We start from the raw sequence: 17,477 nt of genomic DNA, 5'->3' as shown, positions 1-17,477 counted from the left end.
CCCTAACGCATCGTACGTCCCTTGTGGAGATATCGGGACTCTTCGAATGGCTTGACCAACTCGGCCGGCACTCTCCCGCGAAATAGCCGTTCCGGCTATCCCCTCTTACCCAATATACAATTCTCGTACATCTGTTATTCATGTCGGGTTCATGTTCTGGGCCACCTGCGTCAACCCGATCAGGCACAGCGAGCCGCCCCCTCCGATCAGTCGGAGGGGGCGGCCCCGGCCAGCCGGCCGGCGTCGGAACGCCCGGCCCGCCTTCAACCAGCCGGCGTCAGCCGAAGGTGATCACCAGCCGGGGTGGGTTGTCACTTCCCTTCTCTCTGCTGTTGAACGCCTGTTCCATCCCGCCCGCGTTCTCGACGCTGTCGCGGATCAGGAACCCGAAGTTCCCGGCCGAGTACATGCCACCCACCTGACCGGCCACCGCCCACTCGCGGTAGCCGTTGCCGGACGCCGTGGTGGCCGCCGTACCGGTGGTGGCCGGCTGGTTGTTCCACCGGATGTTCGCCTCCGACCAGGCAGCCGCGAGCGGAATCGCCTGCAGTGTCCGGCCCGTCTTGTACGACCCGGAGTACAGCCGCAACCTCGCGTCGACCACCTGGCAGCCCGACGGGATGGCCGGCAGGTTGAACCGGACCACCACCCGGGCGTTGTTGCCCGACTTGCTGTCCACCTTGATCGCCGAATCCTGGCCGTAGTTGCTCGACGAGGAGGACTGCAACACCCAACTGTCCGCGTTCGCCCCGAGCGTCACCGAACCCGGTGAGGCACAGCTCGGCGGCACGGAAACCGTCCAGGAGAAGGTCGCCGGGCTGGTGTCCACGTTGCCGGCCGCGTCGATCCCCCGCACCCGGAACTGGTGGGTCCCGGCCGCCAGCCCGGTGTAGTTCACCGGGGATACACACACCCCGAACGCCGCCGCGTCGAGCGAACACTCGAAGGTCGAGCCCGGCTCGGTCGCGGTGAAGGTGAACGCCGCGGTCGGGCTGGTCGTCGCCGCCGGCGGGGTGCTGCCGATCGACGTCTCCGGCGCGGTCGTGTCCGGTGGTGGCTCCACCGTCCATTCGAAGACCGCCGGGGTCTGGTCCCCGGCACCACTGCCGTTGGTCGCCCGCACCTCGAACTGGTGATCACCAACGGCGAGGTTGTTGATCGTATGAGGTGACGTGCACGGCACGAACGCCGTTCCGTCCAGCGCGCACTGATAAGTCGAGCCCGGCTGGCTGGAGCTGAAGGTGAAGGTCGCGGTCGTGCTCACCGTGCTGAGATCCGGCGCCGTCGCGATGGTGGTCTGCGGTGCCGTCGGCGTACCGGCCACCGTCCACGCGAAGCTCGCCGGGGTGAGATCGACGTTGTCCTCCTGGTCCACCGCACGCACCTCGAACACATGCGGCCCCGGCGCCAACTGGTCCGGCAGATCCAGGTTCGGATAGCCGTGCGGGCTCACACACTCCACGAAATCGGCCTCGTTCTGGCTGTCGAGGCGGCATTCGAAGAGCAGACCAGCCGGCGCGGTGACGTTGTCACTACCGGAGAAGGTGAAGCTCGCCGTACCGACCGGGCTCGGGTTCGCCGGCCCGGTGCCCAGCACCGTTTCCGGCGGGGTGGCGTCCGGACCCGGGACGACCGCCCACTCGTGCTCGGCCCACTCGTCCTCGCCCGAGGTGACGCCGTCCAGGTCCACCGCACGTACCCGCAGGTAGTGGTCACCGATGGCCAGGTTGGCGAACTCCGCCGGAGAGGCGCAGGTGGTGAAGGCGGCCAGGTCGAGCGAGCACTCGAACCGGACCACCGGCTCGTTCGCCACGAAGGCGAACGTGGCCGTCGTACTCGGATCCTCCACCGCCGGTGCGACCACCAGGGTGACCACCGGCGGACCGGTGATCGTCCAGGCCCGGGTGGCCGGCGTCGGCTCGACGTTGCCCTCCGCGTCCCGCGCCCGGACCTGGAACTCGTGCGTGCCCGGAAGCAGATCCTCGTAGAACACCGGCGACACGCAGTCGGCGAACACCGCCCCGTCCAGCGAGCACTCGAACGTGGCGTCCGTCTCGTTGGCGAAGAAGGTGAACAGCGCGGTGCGCGCGGCCGTCTGGGCCGTCGGCCCGGCGCTGATCGTGCTCACCGGCGGCACGCCGGGCGGCGAGAGCGCCACCACCCAGGTGTACGTGGCCGGCGTCGGGTCGACCTTGTCGGACAGGTCCACCGCCCGTACCTCGAAGGTGTGCGTGCCGGCGGCCAGGTTGCCGTACGTCTGCGGGTTCTCGCACTCCACCCAGGCGGTTGGGCTGGTGCTGTCCAGACGGCACTCGAACCCGAGATCGAACAGCGACGTGTTGTCGTCGATCCCGGTGAACGTGAAGCTCGCCGAGGTGCTGTTGCTCGGGTTCGCCGGCTCGTCGACGATCAACGTGTCCGGTGGTGCGACCTCCGGCGGTGTCGGGGCCGAACCGTCGCAGGAGATCTGGTAGCACTGCGCCGGCTCGGTGTTGCCGGTGGCCCGGTTGCCGCCGCCGTCGACGTTGCCGGTCTCCGCGTAGATGCCCCAGCCACCGTTGTTGTTGGCGGTGTTGGCCGAGATCCGGTGACCGGCCTTGTTGACGGAGATGCCGTCGCTGCTGTTGTTGCCGGCGATGTTCCGGTCGATGATGTTGCCCGGCTCGTTGCTCCCCGGCAGCACCTCCGCCTCGACCGAGATCCCCTCCGCGGAGTTGCCACTGGCCGTGTTCAACGTGAGCACGTTGTTCAGCGATCCCGAGCCGAGCCCGATGCCACTCGACGACGAGTCACTGGCGTCGTTGGACTCGATCCGGTTTCCGGACGACTCGTGCAGCTCGATGCCGCTGCTGTTGAACCGCACGTCGTTGCCCCGCAACACGTTGTTCTGCGCCGCCTCCATGCCGATCCCGGCGTCACTGTGGTTCGTGACGATGTTGGCGATGACATCGTTGCCACTGGATTCGAGGATGGCGATGCCGGATTCGCTCTCGGTCAGCTCGTTGCCCTCCAACCGGTTGCCGTTCGACGCCGCTTCCAGGGTCGCCGCCGCGTCGGAGTTGTCGAGGATGGTGTTGCCCACCACCGTGTTGTTGCTCGACCCCTCCAGCCACAGGCCCGTGCCACTGGATCCGCTGACCCGGTTCGCCTCGATCCGGTTGCCGCTGGCACCCACCAGGTGGATGCCCTCCAGCGCGCTGCCGCTGATCGTGTTGTCCAGCATCAGCGTGCCCTGGGTGCCGCCGGTCAACAGGACGCCGGCGGCGTTCCCGGTCAACTCGTTGCCCCGGAGCAGGTTGCCCGCGCTGCCGTTGTCCGCGTCGGCGAGTTGGATGCCCGCCTCCTGGTTCTGGGTCAGCGTCAGGCCGGAGATGATGTTGCCGAAGGTGCCGGCGTTCAACTGCAGGCCGAAGTCGAACCCGCCGATCGTGCCGTTGGTGACGGTCACCTGGTCGTGCCCGTTGTTCCGGACGCCGACCCCCTGCCCGATACCGTCGATCCCGAAGCCGTTCAGGTCGATCGTGATGCCGGCCGCGCCGACCACCAGCCCGTCACCGGAGCAGTTGGTCAGGTTGTTCGTCAGCAGCGCGCTCTGGGTGAGCGTCTGGCCGCAGCTCACCTGCGTCGGCACCGGTGCCGGACGGATCGTCCAGGCGTGGGCCGCCGGAGTCGGATCGGTGTTCCCGGCCGGGTCGGTGGCTCGTACCCGGAACTCGTGATCGGTCGCCCAGAGCCCGACGTGGACCTGCGGCGACGTACACGCGGCGAACGCCGAGCCGTCCAACGAGCACTCGAACGTGGAGTTCGCCTCACTCGCCGAGAAGGTGAAGCTCGCGTCCGTGTTGACCGTGGTGGCGTCGGGGCCACCGTCGACGGTGGTGTCCGGCGGCGTGCTGTCCGCCGGTGCCGCCGAGATGCTCCAGGTGTACGAGGCCGGCATCGGATCGACGTTGCCGGCCAGGTCCACCGCGCGCGCCTCGAAGGTGTGCGGGCCCAGCGCCAATCCGGAGTACGTCTTCGGGCTCAGGCACGGCCCGAACGCCGCCCCGTCCAGCCGGCACTGGTAACCGAGGTTCGGGCCGGGCGAGGCGTTGTCACTGCCCCGGAAGCCGAAGACGGCGACCGGGCTGGTGCTCGCCTGGTCCGGCGTGGAGAAGATGGTCGTGTTCGGCGGGGTCGGATCCGGGCCGGGCGGCACCGCCGCGACGGTCCAGGTGTACGTCGCCGGAGTCAGATCCACGTTGTCCGACGGGTCGATCGCGCGCACCTCGAACCGGTGCACCCCGGCGAACAGGAAGTGGTAGCTGGTCAGGCTGACGCACTCGACCCAGTTGTCGACATCCGGCGGCTGCGGCGGGTCACCCGGGTCCGGCTCCGGTGCGGGCGGGTCCGGCGGCGGGTCCAACCGGCACTGGAAACGCAGTGCGGTCGGCGGCGCCTGGTTGTCCGTACCGGTGAACCCGAAGTGGATGCTGCCGAGGCTGCTGCTCGGATTCGGCGGCGTCGAGGTGAGTACGGTGTCCGGCCCGGTCAGGTCCGGCGCCGGCGGCTGGGCCGGGGTGCCCGTCCCGCAGACCACGCCACGGCACTGCTCCGGCTCCCCGTTGCCACCGGCGACGTTGCCGCCGCCGTCGATGGTGCCCTCCGCCGCCGCGTCGATGCCGAAGCCGGCGTTGTGGTGCGCCACGTTGTCGGCCAACCGGTGCCCGGCCTCCGGCACCGAGATGCCGTCGCCCTGGTTACCGATCACCTCGTTACGTTCCACGACGTTGGCTCCCAGCGGCACACCTTCGGGGTCCACCGCCGCGCCCTCGACCGCGATACCGCCACCGGACGAGCCGTGGATCACGTTGTCCAGCACCCGGTTGCGCAGCGAGCCGGGTCCGACCGAGATACCGGCGCCACCGGAGAAGCTGGCGTCGTTGTGCTCGATCAGGTTGTCGCTGGAGCCCTCCAGCTCCACCCCACCCGGGTTGTACCGGACGTCGTTGTCCCGGACCACACTGTTGCTCGACCCGCCGAGTCCGATGCCGGAGTCCGCCGCCAGGTGGGAGACGTTACCGATCACCTGGATCCCGTCGGAGTCATCCACCGTCACCCCGGCGTCGCCGGTCCGGGTCATCGTGTTGCCCTCGACCCGGGTGCGGTGCGACCCCTCGGTGATGATGATCCCGCCGTCGCCGGTGTCGGCCAGGGTGTTGCCGATCAGACGGTTGTCGCGGGAGTCCTCGAGCAGGAAGCCACCGTCGCTGCCGATGGTCGGGTCGGCGGTCACCCCGCTGACCGTGTTCTCCTCGATCAGGTGGCCGCTGGCGTCCTGCATCCAGAGGGCCACCCCGAGGTTGCCGGCGAAGGTGTTCTCCGCCAGCACGCTGTTCTCCGAGCCGGCGACGAGTGCGACACCGATCTCGTTGCCGTCGAAGGCGTTACCGCGTACCTGGTTGGCGTTGCGGCCGTCGTCGGCGTTGGACAACTCGATTCCGGCGACCGCGTTCTCCCGTACGGTCAGCCCCTCGAAGAGGTTGAACCGGGTGCCCGCCATGGCCGTGATCCCGTAGGCGAACTGCTGCACGGTGCCGCCGGTGACGACGACGTTCTGGAAGCCCACGTTGCGTACGCCGGCCGGTCCGCCCAGTTCGGGCAGCTCGATCGGCGAACCCGGCTGGCCGGGGAAGTAACCCGGCCCGTCGACGGTGTGCCCGTTCAGGTCGATCTCGATGTTCGGTGCCCCGACCACCAGCCCGTCGAGCGGGCAGTTGGTCAGGTCGTTGAGCAGCTTGGTGCTCTGGGTGAGCACCTGACCACAGGTGACCGTGGTCGCCACCGGGGCCGGCGGCGCCGGTGGCTGGGGTGCCCCCGGGCCGTCGAACCGGAGCACCAGTTGCGGCACCTGCGGTGGTTCGGCGACCGTGTTGCGGGAGGCGAACGAGGAGTCGGCGCCCTCGCCCTCCTCCGCCGAGTCCCGGATCAGGAAGCCGTGGTTCGGCGCCCCGCCGAGCATCGCCGCGACCTGGCCGGTCACGTTCCACTCACGGAACCCGGCACCGGAGCCGGTGGTCGCCGCGGTGCCGACGGTGCCAGGCTGGTTTGCCCAGGTGACCTGCGTCTCCGACCAGGCGGCGCCGACCGGGACCGCCTCCAGCGTCCGACCGACCTCGCCGTCGGCGTGCAACCGCAGGGTCGCCCCGGTCAGTTCACAGGCGGCCGGTACGTCGGTCGGCAGCGGGAACCGGACCAGCGTACGGGCGTCCTCGCCGGGCGCCCTGGACCGGACGCTGAGCCCCTCGGCGATGCCGAAGTTCTCCAGCGTGTTCGACTCGTCGACCCAGGAGTCGGCGTTCGCGCCCAGGATCACGTTCGAGGTGTCGCAGTCGGCCGGCGAGCCGACCGTCCAGGTGTACGTCGCAGGTGTCGGGTCGACGTTGTCACCCTCGTCGATCGCGCGTACCTGCACGGTGTGCGAGCCGGTGGTGAGGTTGGAGAAGCTCCACGGGCTGGCGCACTCCAGCCAGGCCAGCTCGTCGGTGCTGTCTATCCGGCACTCGAACGCGAGCAGGTTGGTCGGGGTCAGGTCGTCGGTGCCGAGGAACGAGAAGACCGCGGTACGGCCCGCGCTCGGGTTCGGCGGGGTGCTGGCGAAGATCGTCTCCGGCGGCGTGATGTCGTCACCACCGGTGAAGACATGAACCGCCGGGGTCGGGTCGACGTTGCCGGCCCGGTCGATCGCCCGTACCTCGAGGGTGTTCTCGCCCAGTTCGATGTCGAGCAGTTCGTACGGGTTCGGGCAGCCGAGGAACATGAACTCCGGGTCCGGTGGTTCGGTCGGGTCCGGCGGGTCCGGCGGCTCGGTCGGGTCGTTGGTGAGCACCCGGCACTCGTACAGAAGTTCCGCCACCGGGGTGGCGTTGTCGGTGCCGGCGAAGGTGAAGGTGGCCCGCTCGGCCGCGAAGGTCGGCCCGCTGGCCACCGAGGTCTCCGGTGGGGTCAGGTCGGCCGCCGGGAACGGTCCCTCGTGTTCGAGTGCGCCGATGTCGCAGGTGGTGTTCTTCGGCCGGGTGACGCCGCGCTGGTCGACGGTCACGCAAGGGGCGACACCGCCGTCCAGGGCGAAGCTGTCGTCCTGGATCGCGTGTGTCATGGTCGGACCGCCGTTGTCGGCGATCGCGTCGATCCTCGGTTCGCCCGCGTTCGACCGGTCCCGGCTGCCGCGCAGATGGCAGGAGTCGGCGCTGTCCAGGTTGCCGCCCTCGGAGCCGACCGCGAAGCTGCACTCCGGGCTGTGGAGGTTGCCGGCCACGATGGTGTTGCGCAGGATCACCGACTGGCTGGGCTCGACCGGATAGTTGACCGAGCCGCCGGGCTCGTCGCCGATGCCTGCGCCGTGCGGGGCGACGTTGCGGTTGATGGTCACGTTGACCACCCGCAGGCCGGCGTCCGCGTCGGTGTAGAGACCACCGCCGGCGACCTGGGCCACGTTCCCCGACGAGGTGGTGTTCTCGATCAGGGCCTCGGCGTCGCTGGCGTTGTAGATGCCGCCGCCGTACTGCCGGGCCCGGTTGTCCCAGAACGTGGAGCCGGTGATCTGGAGGGTGCCGTCGGCGACGTTGGCGAAGCCGCCACCGTGCTCGGCGGTGTTCTGGCTGACCGTGGTGTCGATGACGGCGAGGGCACCACTGCCCTGGCTCTCGATCCCACCGCCGTCGGCGGTCGCGGTGTTGCCGGTGACGGTGAGCCGGGTCAGGGTGACCCGCTGGCCGCCGTTCTCCACACCGCCGCCGCCGGCCTTGGTCGTGTTGTCCCGGACCACGCTGTCGCTGACGGTGACCGCACCACCCGAGTGGATGGCGAGACCGCCGCCCTCGGAGATGGCGTCATTCTCGGTGAACGAGGCGCCGGTGACCGTGCCGCCACCACTACCGCCCAGGTAGAGGCCACCGCCGCCGCCGTCACCGGAGACCGGGTCACCGGCGGTGTTACCGGTGAAGACGGTGTTGCGGACGGTCGACGCCCGCTCGGAGTCGGCGAGAATGCCGCCACCACTGCCGTGCGCGGCGTTTCCGGAAACGGTGCCCCGGGTGACGGTGAGCCGGGTCTTGGAAACGCTGCTGAGCCCGCCGCCGTCGGCGCCGGCGGTGTTCTCGGTCAGCGCGGTGTCGGTCACCGCCAGCTCGACCTCGTGCTGGTTGGAGATGCCACCGCCGTCGCCACCGGTCGCGTTCCCCTTGATGGTCGAGCCGGTGATCTCGACCCGGCCCTCGCCGTCGAGGTCGATGCCGCCGCCGGAGACCCCGGCGTAGCTGTCCAGCACCGAGACGCCCTGTAGGCGCACCACGCCGGAGGAGAGACTGAGTACGGCGCCGCCCTGCTCCGAGTCGTACCCCTCGCGCAGGGTGACCCCGGAGACCGTGACGTTGCCGGCGGTGTCGTAGATCTCGAGCAGTCGGTCCAGGCCACGGCGCTCGGCCGGGGAACCGGCCGGCGGCTGCCCGCCGTCCACGATGGTGCCGGCGGCGCCGGCACCGATGATGGTCAGTGGACTGACGATGTCGAGGTCACCGGTGTCGTCGCCGTTGTCACCGGCCGGTGTCCGGGTGATCTGGTAGGTGCCGGCCGGCACCTGGATCGTGTCGCCGGACAGCGTCGCGTTTGCCTCCTGGATCGCGGCGCGCAGCGTGCAGGTGTTGGCGCTGGTCCGGCAGATGCCGTTACCAACGTTGATGTCGACCGCGTCGGCGGTGCTGTTGACGGTGAAGGTGACCGCCCAGGCGGGCTGGACGGCCACCATCGTGGCCAACAGGGAAGCTACCCCGATGATCGAGACCAGGATCCGTCGACGTCTGGGTCTACCACCGGATCTCCGATCAATTGTGGTCAATGGTCTTGTTTCACTCATACCCGCCCCCACCGTCGGTCCGCTGCCAGTGGTGGTCAGTGTTCAGAGGATCCGTAAGCCGACGCTCAGCCGAAGGTGAGAACTTCTTTATCCGGCGCCCGCCGCCGACCTGGGAACTTCACAGATGAGAGGGTTCTCATCCGGTTCTCATCGGCTGGTTATCGGGGTTCGACAGCCTTGACCGCATGAGCACACAAAAGGTCGCCACCGGCATCGGGCTGGCGGCGCTGGTGGGGCTGCTCACCGGCGTCGGTCTGCCGCTGCTGCTGCCCCCCGACCCGGTTCCGGCAATCCAGATCATCAGCCCGGCGGCGCAGACGAGGACCGACGATGGGGACGACGATGGAGCCGACCCGGCCGGCAACGCGAGCCTCGGCCCCGCCCTCACCGGAGATGATGATGACGATGACGCTGGGCAGCCCGCCACCGGAGGCGACGACGCCGGACCAGCCGGGACCGACGACGACGGACCAGCCGACACTGACGACGCTGGACCACCTGCCGCTGGCGGGGACGACGACGGTCAGCCTGCCGGCGGCGGCAACCGGCAGCCCGCCGGAGACGACGATGACGACGACGGCGATGACGACAATGACGACGGCGACGACGAGACCGGCGGTGATGACGGGGACGACGATTGACTCCCCCGTACGACCCTGGCGAGGACCATTCGGCCTCGGACTGCGACTACGGCTGCTCGGCTGGGCGCTGGCCCTGCTCGCCGTGGCCAGCCTCGCCTCGGTGGTGGTGATCCGCCAGGTGCTGCTCAACCAACTGGAGAACCGGATCGCCACCGACATGCGCCAGGAGGTGACCGAGTTCCGGCGACTGGTGGGCGGCCGTGACCCGGCCAGCGGGCAACCGTTCGGCCCCGATCTGCGTGCGATCGCCGACACCTACCTGCTCCGCAACGAACCGCAGGCCGGCGAGGCGGTGCTGGTGCTGGTCGACGGCGCGTTCTACCGGGCGACCGAGGCGCCGCCGTACGACCTGAGCCGTGAGTCCGCCCTGCTGCGGCACTGGATCGGGCTCACCGACAGCACGTACGGGCAGGTCGAGCAGAGCCCCGGCGGTTCGGCGCGCTGGCTCGCCGTGCCCGTGATCATCGACGGCGCGGTACGCGGCCAGGTGGTGGTGGTCGAGTTCGGCGCCGAACGGCGGGCCGAGATCGACCGGGCGGTACAGCTGATGGCGCTCGCCTGCCTGCTGGTGATCGTGGTCGTGGCGGCCGGTGGCTACCTCGCCATGGGACGGGCGCTGCGTCCACTCCGTACGGTCACCGAAACAGCCCGCACGATCGAGGAGACGGACCTGTCCCGCCGGATCCCGGTCACCGGTTCCGACGAGGTCGCCGACCTGGCGCACACGTTCAACGGCATGCTGGGGCGGCTGCATCGGGCGTTCGCCGCGCAGCAGGCGTTCGTCTCCGACGCCGGACACGAACTGCGTACCCCGATCACCATCGTCCGTGGTCACCTGGAGCTGATGGGTGACGACCCGGCGGATCGGGCGGAGACGATCGCGCTGGTCACCGACGAGTTGGACCGGATGAACCGCATGGTCAACGACCTGCTCATGCTCGCCAAGGCGGAGCAACCCGACTTCCTGCACCCCGACCACGTGGAGGTCGCCCTGATGATGCACGACGTGTACGCCAAGGCCGTAGCCCTGGGTGACCGGGACTGGCGGATCGGCACCATCGACGAGGTGACCGTCTGGGCTGATCGGCAGCGCCTCACCCAGGCGCTGATGCAGCTCGCCCAGAACGCGGTCCAGTTCACCAGCCCTGGCGACACCATCGAACTCTCCGCCCACGTGGCCGAATCCCCCACGCGGGGCGAACACGGCGGTCGGGGTGAGCACGGCCGGGTGCTGCTCGCCGTACGGGACACCGGGGTCGGCATCGAACCCGAGGACCGGGAGCGGATCTTCGCCCGGTTCGCCCGGGCCGAGCACGCCCGGGCGCGCGCCGAGGGTGCCGGGCTCGGCCTGGCCATCGTGGCCGCGATCGCCGAGGCGCACCGGGGCATGGTCGCGGTGGACAGCATCCCGGGCGCAGGTTCCACCTTCACCCTGGTCCTGCCCGCCGGCGCGGTCCTGCCCGTGGCGACGGGAGCCGGGCGATGAACCGGGTGCTGATCGCGGAGGACGAGCCGCGAATCACCTCTTTCCTGACCAAGGGGTTCCGCGCGGCCGGCTACGTCACCACCGTGGTGACCAGCGGGGTGGAGGTGGCGGTCGCGGCCCGCAGCGGCGACTTCGACCTGCTGATCCTGGATCTCGGGCTGCCCGGGCAGGACGGGCTCGCCGCACTGGCGCAGATCCGGGCCCGGGGCGAGCGACTGCCCGTGATCGTGCTGACCGCCCGGGACGCGGTGCCGGACCGGGTCGCCGGGCTGGACCTCGGCGCCGACGACTACATGACCAAACCGTTCAGCTTCGACGAACTCCTGGCCCGGGTCCGGGCCCGGCTGCGGGAGCACGGGCAGGCCACCCCGACGGTGGTCCGGGCCGGACCGATCCAGCTCGACCTGGTACGTCGTACCGCCACCGTGAACGGTGAGCTGGTCGAGCTGACCGGCCGGGAGTTCCTGCTCGCCGAGACGCTGCTGCGTCATCCGGGTCATGTGCTCAGTCGGGAGCAGTTGCTGGACCGGGTGTGGGGGCTGGCACATGATCCGGGCTCGAACGTGGTGGACGTCTACATCGGTTATCTGCGCCGCAAGCTCGGCACCAACCTGATCCAGACGGTACGCGGCATCGGCTACCGGCTGGCCGGCTGAGCCGCCACCGCTGGCCCCGCCGCCGGCACCGCTTGACCTCAAGGGACACCGATGGCTGAGCGGGCTCTCATCGTCGGCTCACCTCCCCCTCATGCCGGACCGGGATCGTCGCCGATATGTCGATGACCAGCAGCAACAACGGGGCGGGCGGACACCCCGATCCCGATCTCGACCTCCTCACCGGACCGGCCGCCGAGGAGGTACTGCGAACCGTCCTGCGGCCGGGCGGTGGCGAACTGCTCACCTGGCGGGCAACTCAGGTCGAGCACCAGCCCGGCCGGAGGTCGACCGCGGCCTACCAGGTCCGGATCCGGTGGTCGGACGGGCAGGTCCGGGACGAACGGCTGGCGGCCTGCACCGGTCGCCCGCCGCGCGGCACGGTGGTGCTCGACGACGGTACCGATCGGGTGGCGGCCTGGCGTTTCCCGTACGACCCGGACCTGCCCGCGCTGCGCACCGCGTACGACAGGCACGCGGTCGGCGTACTCCTGAGCGACCTCGGCCTCGGCGACGGACCGGTACGGCTGGAGGTCCGGGCGTACCGGCCCCGGCGACGGGCGGTGATCGAGGCGATCGGGTCCCGTCACCGGGTCTTCCTGAAGGTGGTCCGCCCGGATCGGGTGCAGGACCTGCACGAACGGCACCGACTGCTGGTCGGTGCCGGTCTGCCGGCGGCACCCAGCCTGGGCTACACCCCGGACGGACTCCTGGTGCTACAGGCACTTCCAGGGCGGACCCTGCGGCAGGCGCTGCACGCCCGGGAGGCGCCACCACCCGGGCGGGCGCTGCTGACGCTGCTCGACCGGTTGCCGGCCGAGCTGGCGCACGGGCGGGCCCGACCGTCCTGGCGGGAGAGGGCGCCGCACTACGCCGCGGTGCTCGCCGCCGCGCTGCCCGGCGTGGGTGAGCAGGCCACCGCACTGGCCGAGGCGATCGTCACCGAGTCCGGAACCGGACCTCGTACGGTCGTGCACGGCGATCTGTACGAGAGTCAGTTGCTGGTCTCCGGGGGCCGGATCTGTGGGCTGCTCGACGTCGACACCGCCGGCCCGGGTGAGCGCTTGGACGATCTCGCCTGCCTGCTCGGCCATCTCTCCGTACTCGCCCAGATGCGCCCGGAGCGGGCTGGCGCGATCCTGCGGGCGGGTGCCGCCTACCTGGCCTCGTTCGAGCGGGTGGTCGACCCCGCCGAGCTGCGTTACCGGACCGCCGCCGTGGTGCTGTCGCTGGCCACCGGCCCGCACCGGGTGCAGGAGCGGGACTGGCCGGCGAACACCCGTACCCGTCTCGACCTGGCCGCACTGTGGCTGGCCAGCGCCCGGCGTCTGCACCGCGACCGAGCAGCGGGATGAGGGAGGTCTCACCGGCGCGTCAGGCGTACCTCATGTGCGGGTTCGAAGCTGGGTGCAGGTAAATCACAGAGGAGGATGGCATGCAGATCAATCGACCATGGCGGATCGTCGCCGGGGCCGGTGCCGCGGCTCTGGTGGCCGGGCTTTCGGCCGGCGCGGCGGCGGCCAGCGACGGCATCGAGCTGCGCGACAGGGTGAGCCCGATCCAGGTGAGCACCCAGGTCGACCACGGCGTCGCCGACGAGTCGCCGGAAAGCGCCGACAGCCCGCACCAGTCGCCGTTCGACTCCGGCGACTCGGCGTCCGACAGCCCGGGTGACCCACAGTGGGTGGACCCGTCGCCAGAGTCGGCGGACAGCGCCGACGCCTCGGCGGCGGACTCACCCGCGGCGGCACCGCCGGCACCGCCGGTCAAGCAGGCGACGGGCGCGGGCGACAAGGGCAAGACCACCACGACCAGGCCGAAGGCGGCCGACGACAGCCCGGACGACTCCCCCGCCCCGGTCCGCAAGCGCGGTGGTGGCGACGGTGGCGACTCGGCGCACTCGGGCGGCTCCGCCGACTCCGGTGGCTCGGCCGACTGACCCCGCGAGAACCTCACCGCTCCAGGGCCGCGGCCCGACCAGTCTGGTCGGGCCGCGGTGCCGTTCGCCGGTGGCTACGCCGGTCGGCCTCGGTCAGCCCGGGTGCGACTGGAGCCCGGGAGCTGCCTTAGCCCGTGGTGCTGGTGTCCGCGTGCCGCTCGGGTTCATCTGGTGCCCCCGCCGACCACCAGGCCAGCACCGCCCCTTGGAACCCGTTCGGGTGTCTCCATCGACCGGACGTTGACGGCGCTGCCGCAGGCGAAGGAGTGGATGGTGCCGCAGACCGGTTCGCTCTGCTGCGGGCCGCCGAGGACGGACCGGCGGCGATGTCTACGTCATGGAACCGCTCGTTCGGCGCATGGCAATCAGGCGGCAGGATGTTTCGGGGTCCCTGCGATGGGCGGGTGGTGGTCGTCGTCCGCACCCAACCTTGCGGGTACGTATATGTATGCGTATAGTCTGTGTGAGAGGGAGCGCGATGCCAAACAAAACGATCTACGTGTCTGACGACGACCTGCCCCTGTTCCAACGCGCTCAGGAACTGGCCGGGGGCACGATGTCGGCAGCAATCTCTGCGGCGCTGCGGCGCTACGTGGAGGTCGAGGAGGGCCGGAGGCAGGGGTACAACGAGATCATCGTGCGGGTCGGACCTGGACTGGGTCGCAAGCAGCGGTTCTCCGGGGTGCTGCTTGCCGAGTGGGAGCGGTCCACGAACGAGCGGACCGAGACTTTCCGGGTCTATAGGTCCCGAAAGGGGAAGTTCGTGGTCCACCTCGAGCGTTCCGAGGGTCACAAGAACGTTGGTCCGAACGCAGAGAAGTGGAACACCGGGTGGCGCGCCTGGGTCGGGGACTGGAGCGCGAACCAGACGTGGACGCGCACGCCCGCCGATTCCAGCCTGCGCACCGCGGAAACCCTCGACGAGTTGCGCGAGTTGGTTCCCGCCGAGCTGTTCGACGTTGTCGTCGATGTCATGGAGGAGGCCACGGTCGAGGACCTCGACATTTGATCAACTGGTGCGACACCGGGATGGGGCGAGCCACGCCCCAGCCCTCCAGATTCCGCCACCGATGTTGGCGCTGATGCGGCCTCGCCGCTCGTGCGCGCCGTCTGCGCCGACTTTCTGATCCACCACAGCTGATCTTTTCCGGTCCGGTCGCGTTGATCCGGCCTGACCAGCGACGGCACGCGTCTCCGTTGCCCGGTTGGACACTGGTTCCCGACCGGCGATGCCGCACGCCCTCGACGGCGTCGACCTCACGGTCGCCGAGGGGACGATCTTCTCCCTGCTCGGACCGACGGCGCGGGAGAAACGGAACCTGTCCACATTCGTGCCCGCCGACGACGGTGCGATCCGCGTCGTGGAGCACGACCTGACGACCGAGCCGGCCACCGCCCGGGCAGCGATCGGGGCCACCGATCCATCTGGAGCTTGCGCCACCGCTAGTCAGCGTTACTACCTACTGGTAGTCGACATCACTAGGTAGTGCGGGAGGTGTTCCGTGGGCAGACAGATGACGGAGATGCTCAAGGGCACGCTGGAGGGAATCGTGCTCGCGATCCTGTCCATGCGGCCCGCGTACGGCTACGAGATCACGGCGTGGCTACGGGCGCAGGGCTTCTCCGACATCGCCGAGGGCACCATCTACGCCCTGCTCGTCAGGGTCGAGCAGAAGCGCCTCGTCGACGTGGAAAAGGTCCCATCCGAGAAGGGCCCGCCACGCAAGGTGTACTCCCTCAACGCCGAGGGACAGGAATACCTCGAAGAGTTCTGGAGGACCTGGAGCTTCCTCACCGAACGACTCGACCAGCTCCGCAGGGGAGGCAGTTGACCATGTTCTCGAAATTCGTCGCCACGGTGGTCGGCGACAAGAGGTCATGGCGGGAATACAAGGCGCGCGGGAGACAACTTCCCCGAGCTATCGCACGGCGCTCGACGCGCTGGAACGGTACCTGAACTACTTCGGCACGGGCGGCGACGGGACCGCGCTTTACGGGGACCTCGTCGACCTGTTCGAACAAGGCGCGGCGAACGGCACCCCGATCCGCGACATCGTCGGGGAAGACCCCGTGGACTTCATCGAGACGTTCGTCCGGAACTACCCGAAGGGTCAGTGGATCATCCGGGAGCGGGACCGGCTGACGAAGGCGATCGAACGCGCCGCCGGAGAAGACACCGAAAGACAAGAGAGGGCAGTCTGATGACAACACGGCAATCCCCGGCGATCCACGTCCGGGGTCTGGAGAAGTCGTACAAGGCGCTGCGCGTGCTGCGCGGCGTGGACTTCGACGTGCAACGGGGCAGCATCTTCGCCCTGCTCGGCTCCAACGGGGCAGGCAAGACCACGGTCGTAAAAATCCTGTCCACACTACTCAAGGCCGACGCGGGGACCGCCAGCGTCAACGGCTTCGACGTCGCCACGCAGGCCGCGGACGTACGGGAGTCCATCAGCCTCACCGGACAGTTCGCGGCCGTCGACGAAATCCTCACCGGGCGGGAGAACCTTGTCCTGGTCGCCCGGCTGCGGCACCTCAAGAACCCGCGCATCATCGCGGACGAACTGCTCGATCGTTTCTCGCTGACCGAGGCGGCCACGCGGAAGGTGTCGACGTACTCGGGTGGCATGCGCCGCCGCCTCGACATCGCGATGAGCCTCATCGGGAATCCCCCGGTCATCTTCCTCGACGAGCCGACGACCGGACTCGACCCCCAGGCGCGCATCGAGGTGTGGCAGGCCGTCAAGAAACTCGCCGACCAAGGTACGACGGTGCTGCTCACGACGCAGTATCTGGACGAGGCCGAACAACTCGCCGACCGGATCGCGATCCTCCACGAGGGCCGGATCATCGTGAACGGCACCCTCACCGAACTCAAGCAGCTGCTTCCACCCGCCAAGGTCGAATACGTCGAGAAGCAGCCGACCCTCGAGGACGTCTTTTTCGCCATCGTCGGTGCCCCCGGTAAGGACGCCGCCGCCAATGACCGCACCGTCGGCGCGGACAAGTAAGGACCAACGATGACCAAGCACTTCTTCGGCGACACCGCCGTCCTGCTGGGACGATCCCTGACGCACGTCACCCGCAGCGTGGACACGATCATCACGACCGCGGTCACGCCAATCGCCATGATGCTGCTGTTCGTCTACGTGTTCGGCGGCGCGATCAACTCGGGGTCGGGTTCATATGTGAACTACCTGCTGCCCGGCATTCTGCTCATCACGATCGCCTCGGGCATCGCCTACACCGCATTCCGGCTCTTCATGGACATGAAGGGCGGCATCTTCGAACGATTCCAGTCCATGCCGATCGCGCGGTCGTCCGTGCTGTGGGCGCACGTGCTGACCTCGCTGGTCGCCAACCTGATCTCGCTCGTCGTCGTTGTGCTCGTCGCCCTCCTCATGGGCTTCCGCTCCGGGGCGGGAGCGCTGGCGTGGCTCGCGGTCGCCGGCATCCTAACCCTGTTCACCCTGGCGCTGACGTGGCTCGCCGTCATCCCCGGCCTCACCGCGAAGTCCGTGGACGGCGCGAGCGCGTTCTCTTACCCACTCATCTTCCTGCCGTTCATCAGCTCGGCATTCGTACCCACCGACACCATGCCCGGCCCGGTACGCGCCTTCGCCGAGCATCAGCCGGTGACCTCCATCGTCAACGCCATCCGCGACCTGTTCACACAGCAGCCGGTCGGCACCGACATCTGGATCGCCCTCGCCTGGTGCCTCGGCATCCTCATCGTCGCGTACGCCTTCGCCATGCTCACGTACCGCCGCAAGATCTCCTAGCTGTGCGGACCACAGACGTTGGTGACGGGAAAACACGCAACCGGATGATCTTGAAATAGGTGAGGGCCTTCGGGCTCGGTGTGGAT

At 69.2% G+C, this 17,477-nt stretch carries 12 protein-coding genes; 11 read left to right on the top strand and 1 reads right to left on the bottom strand.

The features are described 5' to 3' along the window. Nucleotides 1-277: 277 nt before the first annotated feature. On the bottom strand, nucleotides 278-8,785 hold the full coding sequence (locus BDK92_RS37340; RefSeq protein ID WP_246017615.1) for a right-handed parallel beta-helix repeat-containing protein: 8,508 nt from the start codon (nucleotides 8,783-8,785) through the stop codon (nucleotides 278-280). 293 nt (nucleotides 8,786-9,078) lie between these two features. On the opposite strand from BDK92_RS37340, the gene BDK92_RS37335 reads away from it, so the two are divergent. From BDK92_RS37335 to BDK92_RS37285, 11 genes are all read left to right on the top strand, one after another. Then, on the top strand, nucleotides 9,079-9,534 hold the full coding sequence (locus BDK92_RS37335) for a hypothetical protein (protein WP_121161112.1): 456 nt from the start codon (nucleotides 9,079-9,081) through the stop codon (nucleotides 9,532-9,534). Beyond that, a complete protein-coding gene (locus BDK92_RS37330; protein ID WP_121161110.1) occupies nucleotides 9,515-11,020 on the top strand; it encodes a sensor histidine kinase in 1,506 nt (501 codons plus the stop codon). The genes BDK92_RS37335 and BDK92_RS37330 overlap by 20 nt, the downstream gene beginning before the upstream one ends. Then, the gene (locus BDK92_RS37325) at nucleotides 11,017-11,676 is read left to right on the top strand and encodes a response regulator transcription factor (RefSeq protein ID WP_121161109.1); all 660 of its coding nucleotides are present in this window, start codon (nucleotides 11,017-11,019) and stop codon (nucleotides 11,674-11,676) included. Before BDK92_RS37330 ends, BDK92_RS37325 begins: the two co-directional genes overlap by 4 nt. Nucleotides 11,677-11,792: 116 nt before the next feature. Then, a complete protein-coding gene (locus BDK92_RS37320; RefSeq protein ID WP_211349516.1) occupies nucleotides 11,793-13,028 on the top strand; it encodes an aminoglycoside phosphotransferase/kinase family protein in 1,236 nt (411 codons plus the stop codon). Nucleotides 13,029-13,108: 80 nt separating this feature from the next. Further along, complete coding sequence (locus BDK92_RS37315; RefSeq protein ID WP_121161107.1) at nucleotides 13,109-13,612, top strand: hypothetical protein; 504 nt, start codon at nucleotides 13,109-13,111, stop codon at nucleotides 13,610-13,612. 478 nt (nucleotides 13,613-14,090) lie between these two features. Beyond that, a complete protein-coding gene (locus BDK92_RS37310; RefSeq protein ID WP_121162887.1) occupies nucleotides 14,091-14,621 on the top strand; it encodes an EXLDI protein in 531 nt (176 codons plus the stop codon). Between the two features lie 196 nt (nucleotides 14,622-14,817). Then, a complete protein-coding gene (locus BDK92_RS37305; RefSeq protein WP_147457280.1) occupies nucleotides 14,818-15,099 on the top strand; it encodes a P-loop NTPase family protein in 282 nt (93 codons plus the stop codon). 15 nt (nucleotides 15,100-15,114) lie between these two features. Beyond that, nucleotides 15,115-15,444: a PadR family transcriptional regulator gene (locus BDK92_RS37300; protein WP_121161103.1), complete on the top strand. Its 330-nt coding sequence runs from the start codon at nucleotides 15,115-15,117 to the stop codon at nucleotides 15,442-15,444. A 46-nt stretch (nucleotides 15,445-15,490) separates the two neighbouring features. After that, nucleotides 15,491-15,814, top strand: a complete 324-nt coding sequence (locus BDK92_RS37295) for a DUF1048 domain-containing protein (RefSeq protein WP_211349515.1) — start codon at nucleotides 15,491-15,493, stop codon at nucleotides 15,812-15,814. Then, complete coding sequence (locus BDK92_RS37290) at nucleotides 15,814-16,620, top strand: ABC transporter ATP-binding protein (protein ID WP_121161101.1); 807 nt, start codon at nucleotides 15,814-15,816, stop codon at nucleotides 16,618-16,620. The genes BDK92_RS37295 and BDK92_RS37290 overlap by 1 nt, the downstream gene beginning before the upstream one ends. 9 nt (nucleotides 16,621-16,629) lie before the next feature. Then, complete coding sequence (locus tag BDK92_RS37285; RefSeq protein ID WP_121161099.1) at nucleotides 16,630-17,391, top strand: ABC transporter permease; 762 nt, start codon at nucleotides 16,630-16,632, stop codon at nucleotides 17,389-17,391. Nucleotides 17,392-17,477 lie beyond the last annotated feature (86 nt).

The organism is Micromonospora pisi (assembly GCF_003633685.1).
Classification (GTDB): domain Bacteria; phylum Actinomycetota; class Actinomycetes; order Mycobacteriales; family Micromonosporaceae; genus Micromonospora_G; species Micromonospora_G pisi.
The sequence above is the reverse complement of the archived record's forward strand: the minus strand, read 5'-3'. Positions and strand labels throughout refer to the sequence as shown.

Excerpts from the sequence above, each read along its gene's own strand:
- BDK92_RS37340 (WP_246017615.1), bottom strand. The coding sequence starts at position 8,785 with ATGGTGGCCGTCCAGCCCGCCTGGGCGGTCACCTTCACCGTCAACAGC.
- BDK92_RS37335 (WP_121161112.1), top strand. The coding sequence starts at position 9,079 with ATGAGCACACAAAAGGTCGCCACCGGCATCGGGCTGGCGGCGCTGGTG.
- BDK92_RS37330 (WP_121161110.1), top strand. The coding sequence starts at position 9,515 with ATGACGGGGACGACGATTGACTCCCCCGTACGACCCTGGCGAGGACCA.
- BDK92_RS37325 (WP_121161109.1), top strand. The coding sequence starts at position 11,017 with ATGAACCGGGTGCTGATCGCGGAGGACGAGCCGCGAATCACCTCTTTC.
- BDK92_RS37320 (WP_211349516.1), top strand. The coding sequence starts at position 11,793 with ATGTCGATGACCAGCAGCAACAACGGGGCGGGCGGACACCCCGATCCC.
- BDK92_RS37315 (WP_121161107.1), top strand. The coding sequence starts at position 13,109 with ATGCAGATCAATCGACCATGGCGGATCGTCGCCGGGGCCGGTGCCGCG.
- BDK92_RS37310 (WP_121162887.1), top strand. The coding sequence starts at position 14,091 with ATGCCAAACAAAACGATCTACGTGTCTGACGACGACCTGCCCCTGTTC.
- BDK92_RS37295 (WP_211349515.1), top strand. The coding sequence starts at position 15,491 with ATGGCGGGAATACAAGGCGCGCGGGAGACAACTTCCCCGAGCTATCGC.
- BDK92_RS37290 (WP_121161101.1), top strand. The coding sequence starts at position 15,814 with ATGACAACACGGCAATCCCCGGCGATCCACGTCCGGGGTCTGGAGAAG.
- BDK92_RS37285 (WP_121161099.1), top strand. The coding sequence starts at position 16,630 with ATGACCAAGCACTTCTTCGGCGACACCGCCGTCCTGCTGGGACGATCC.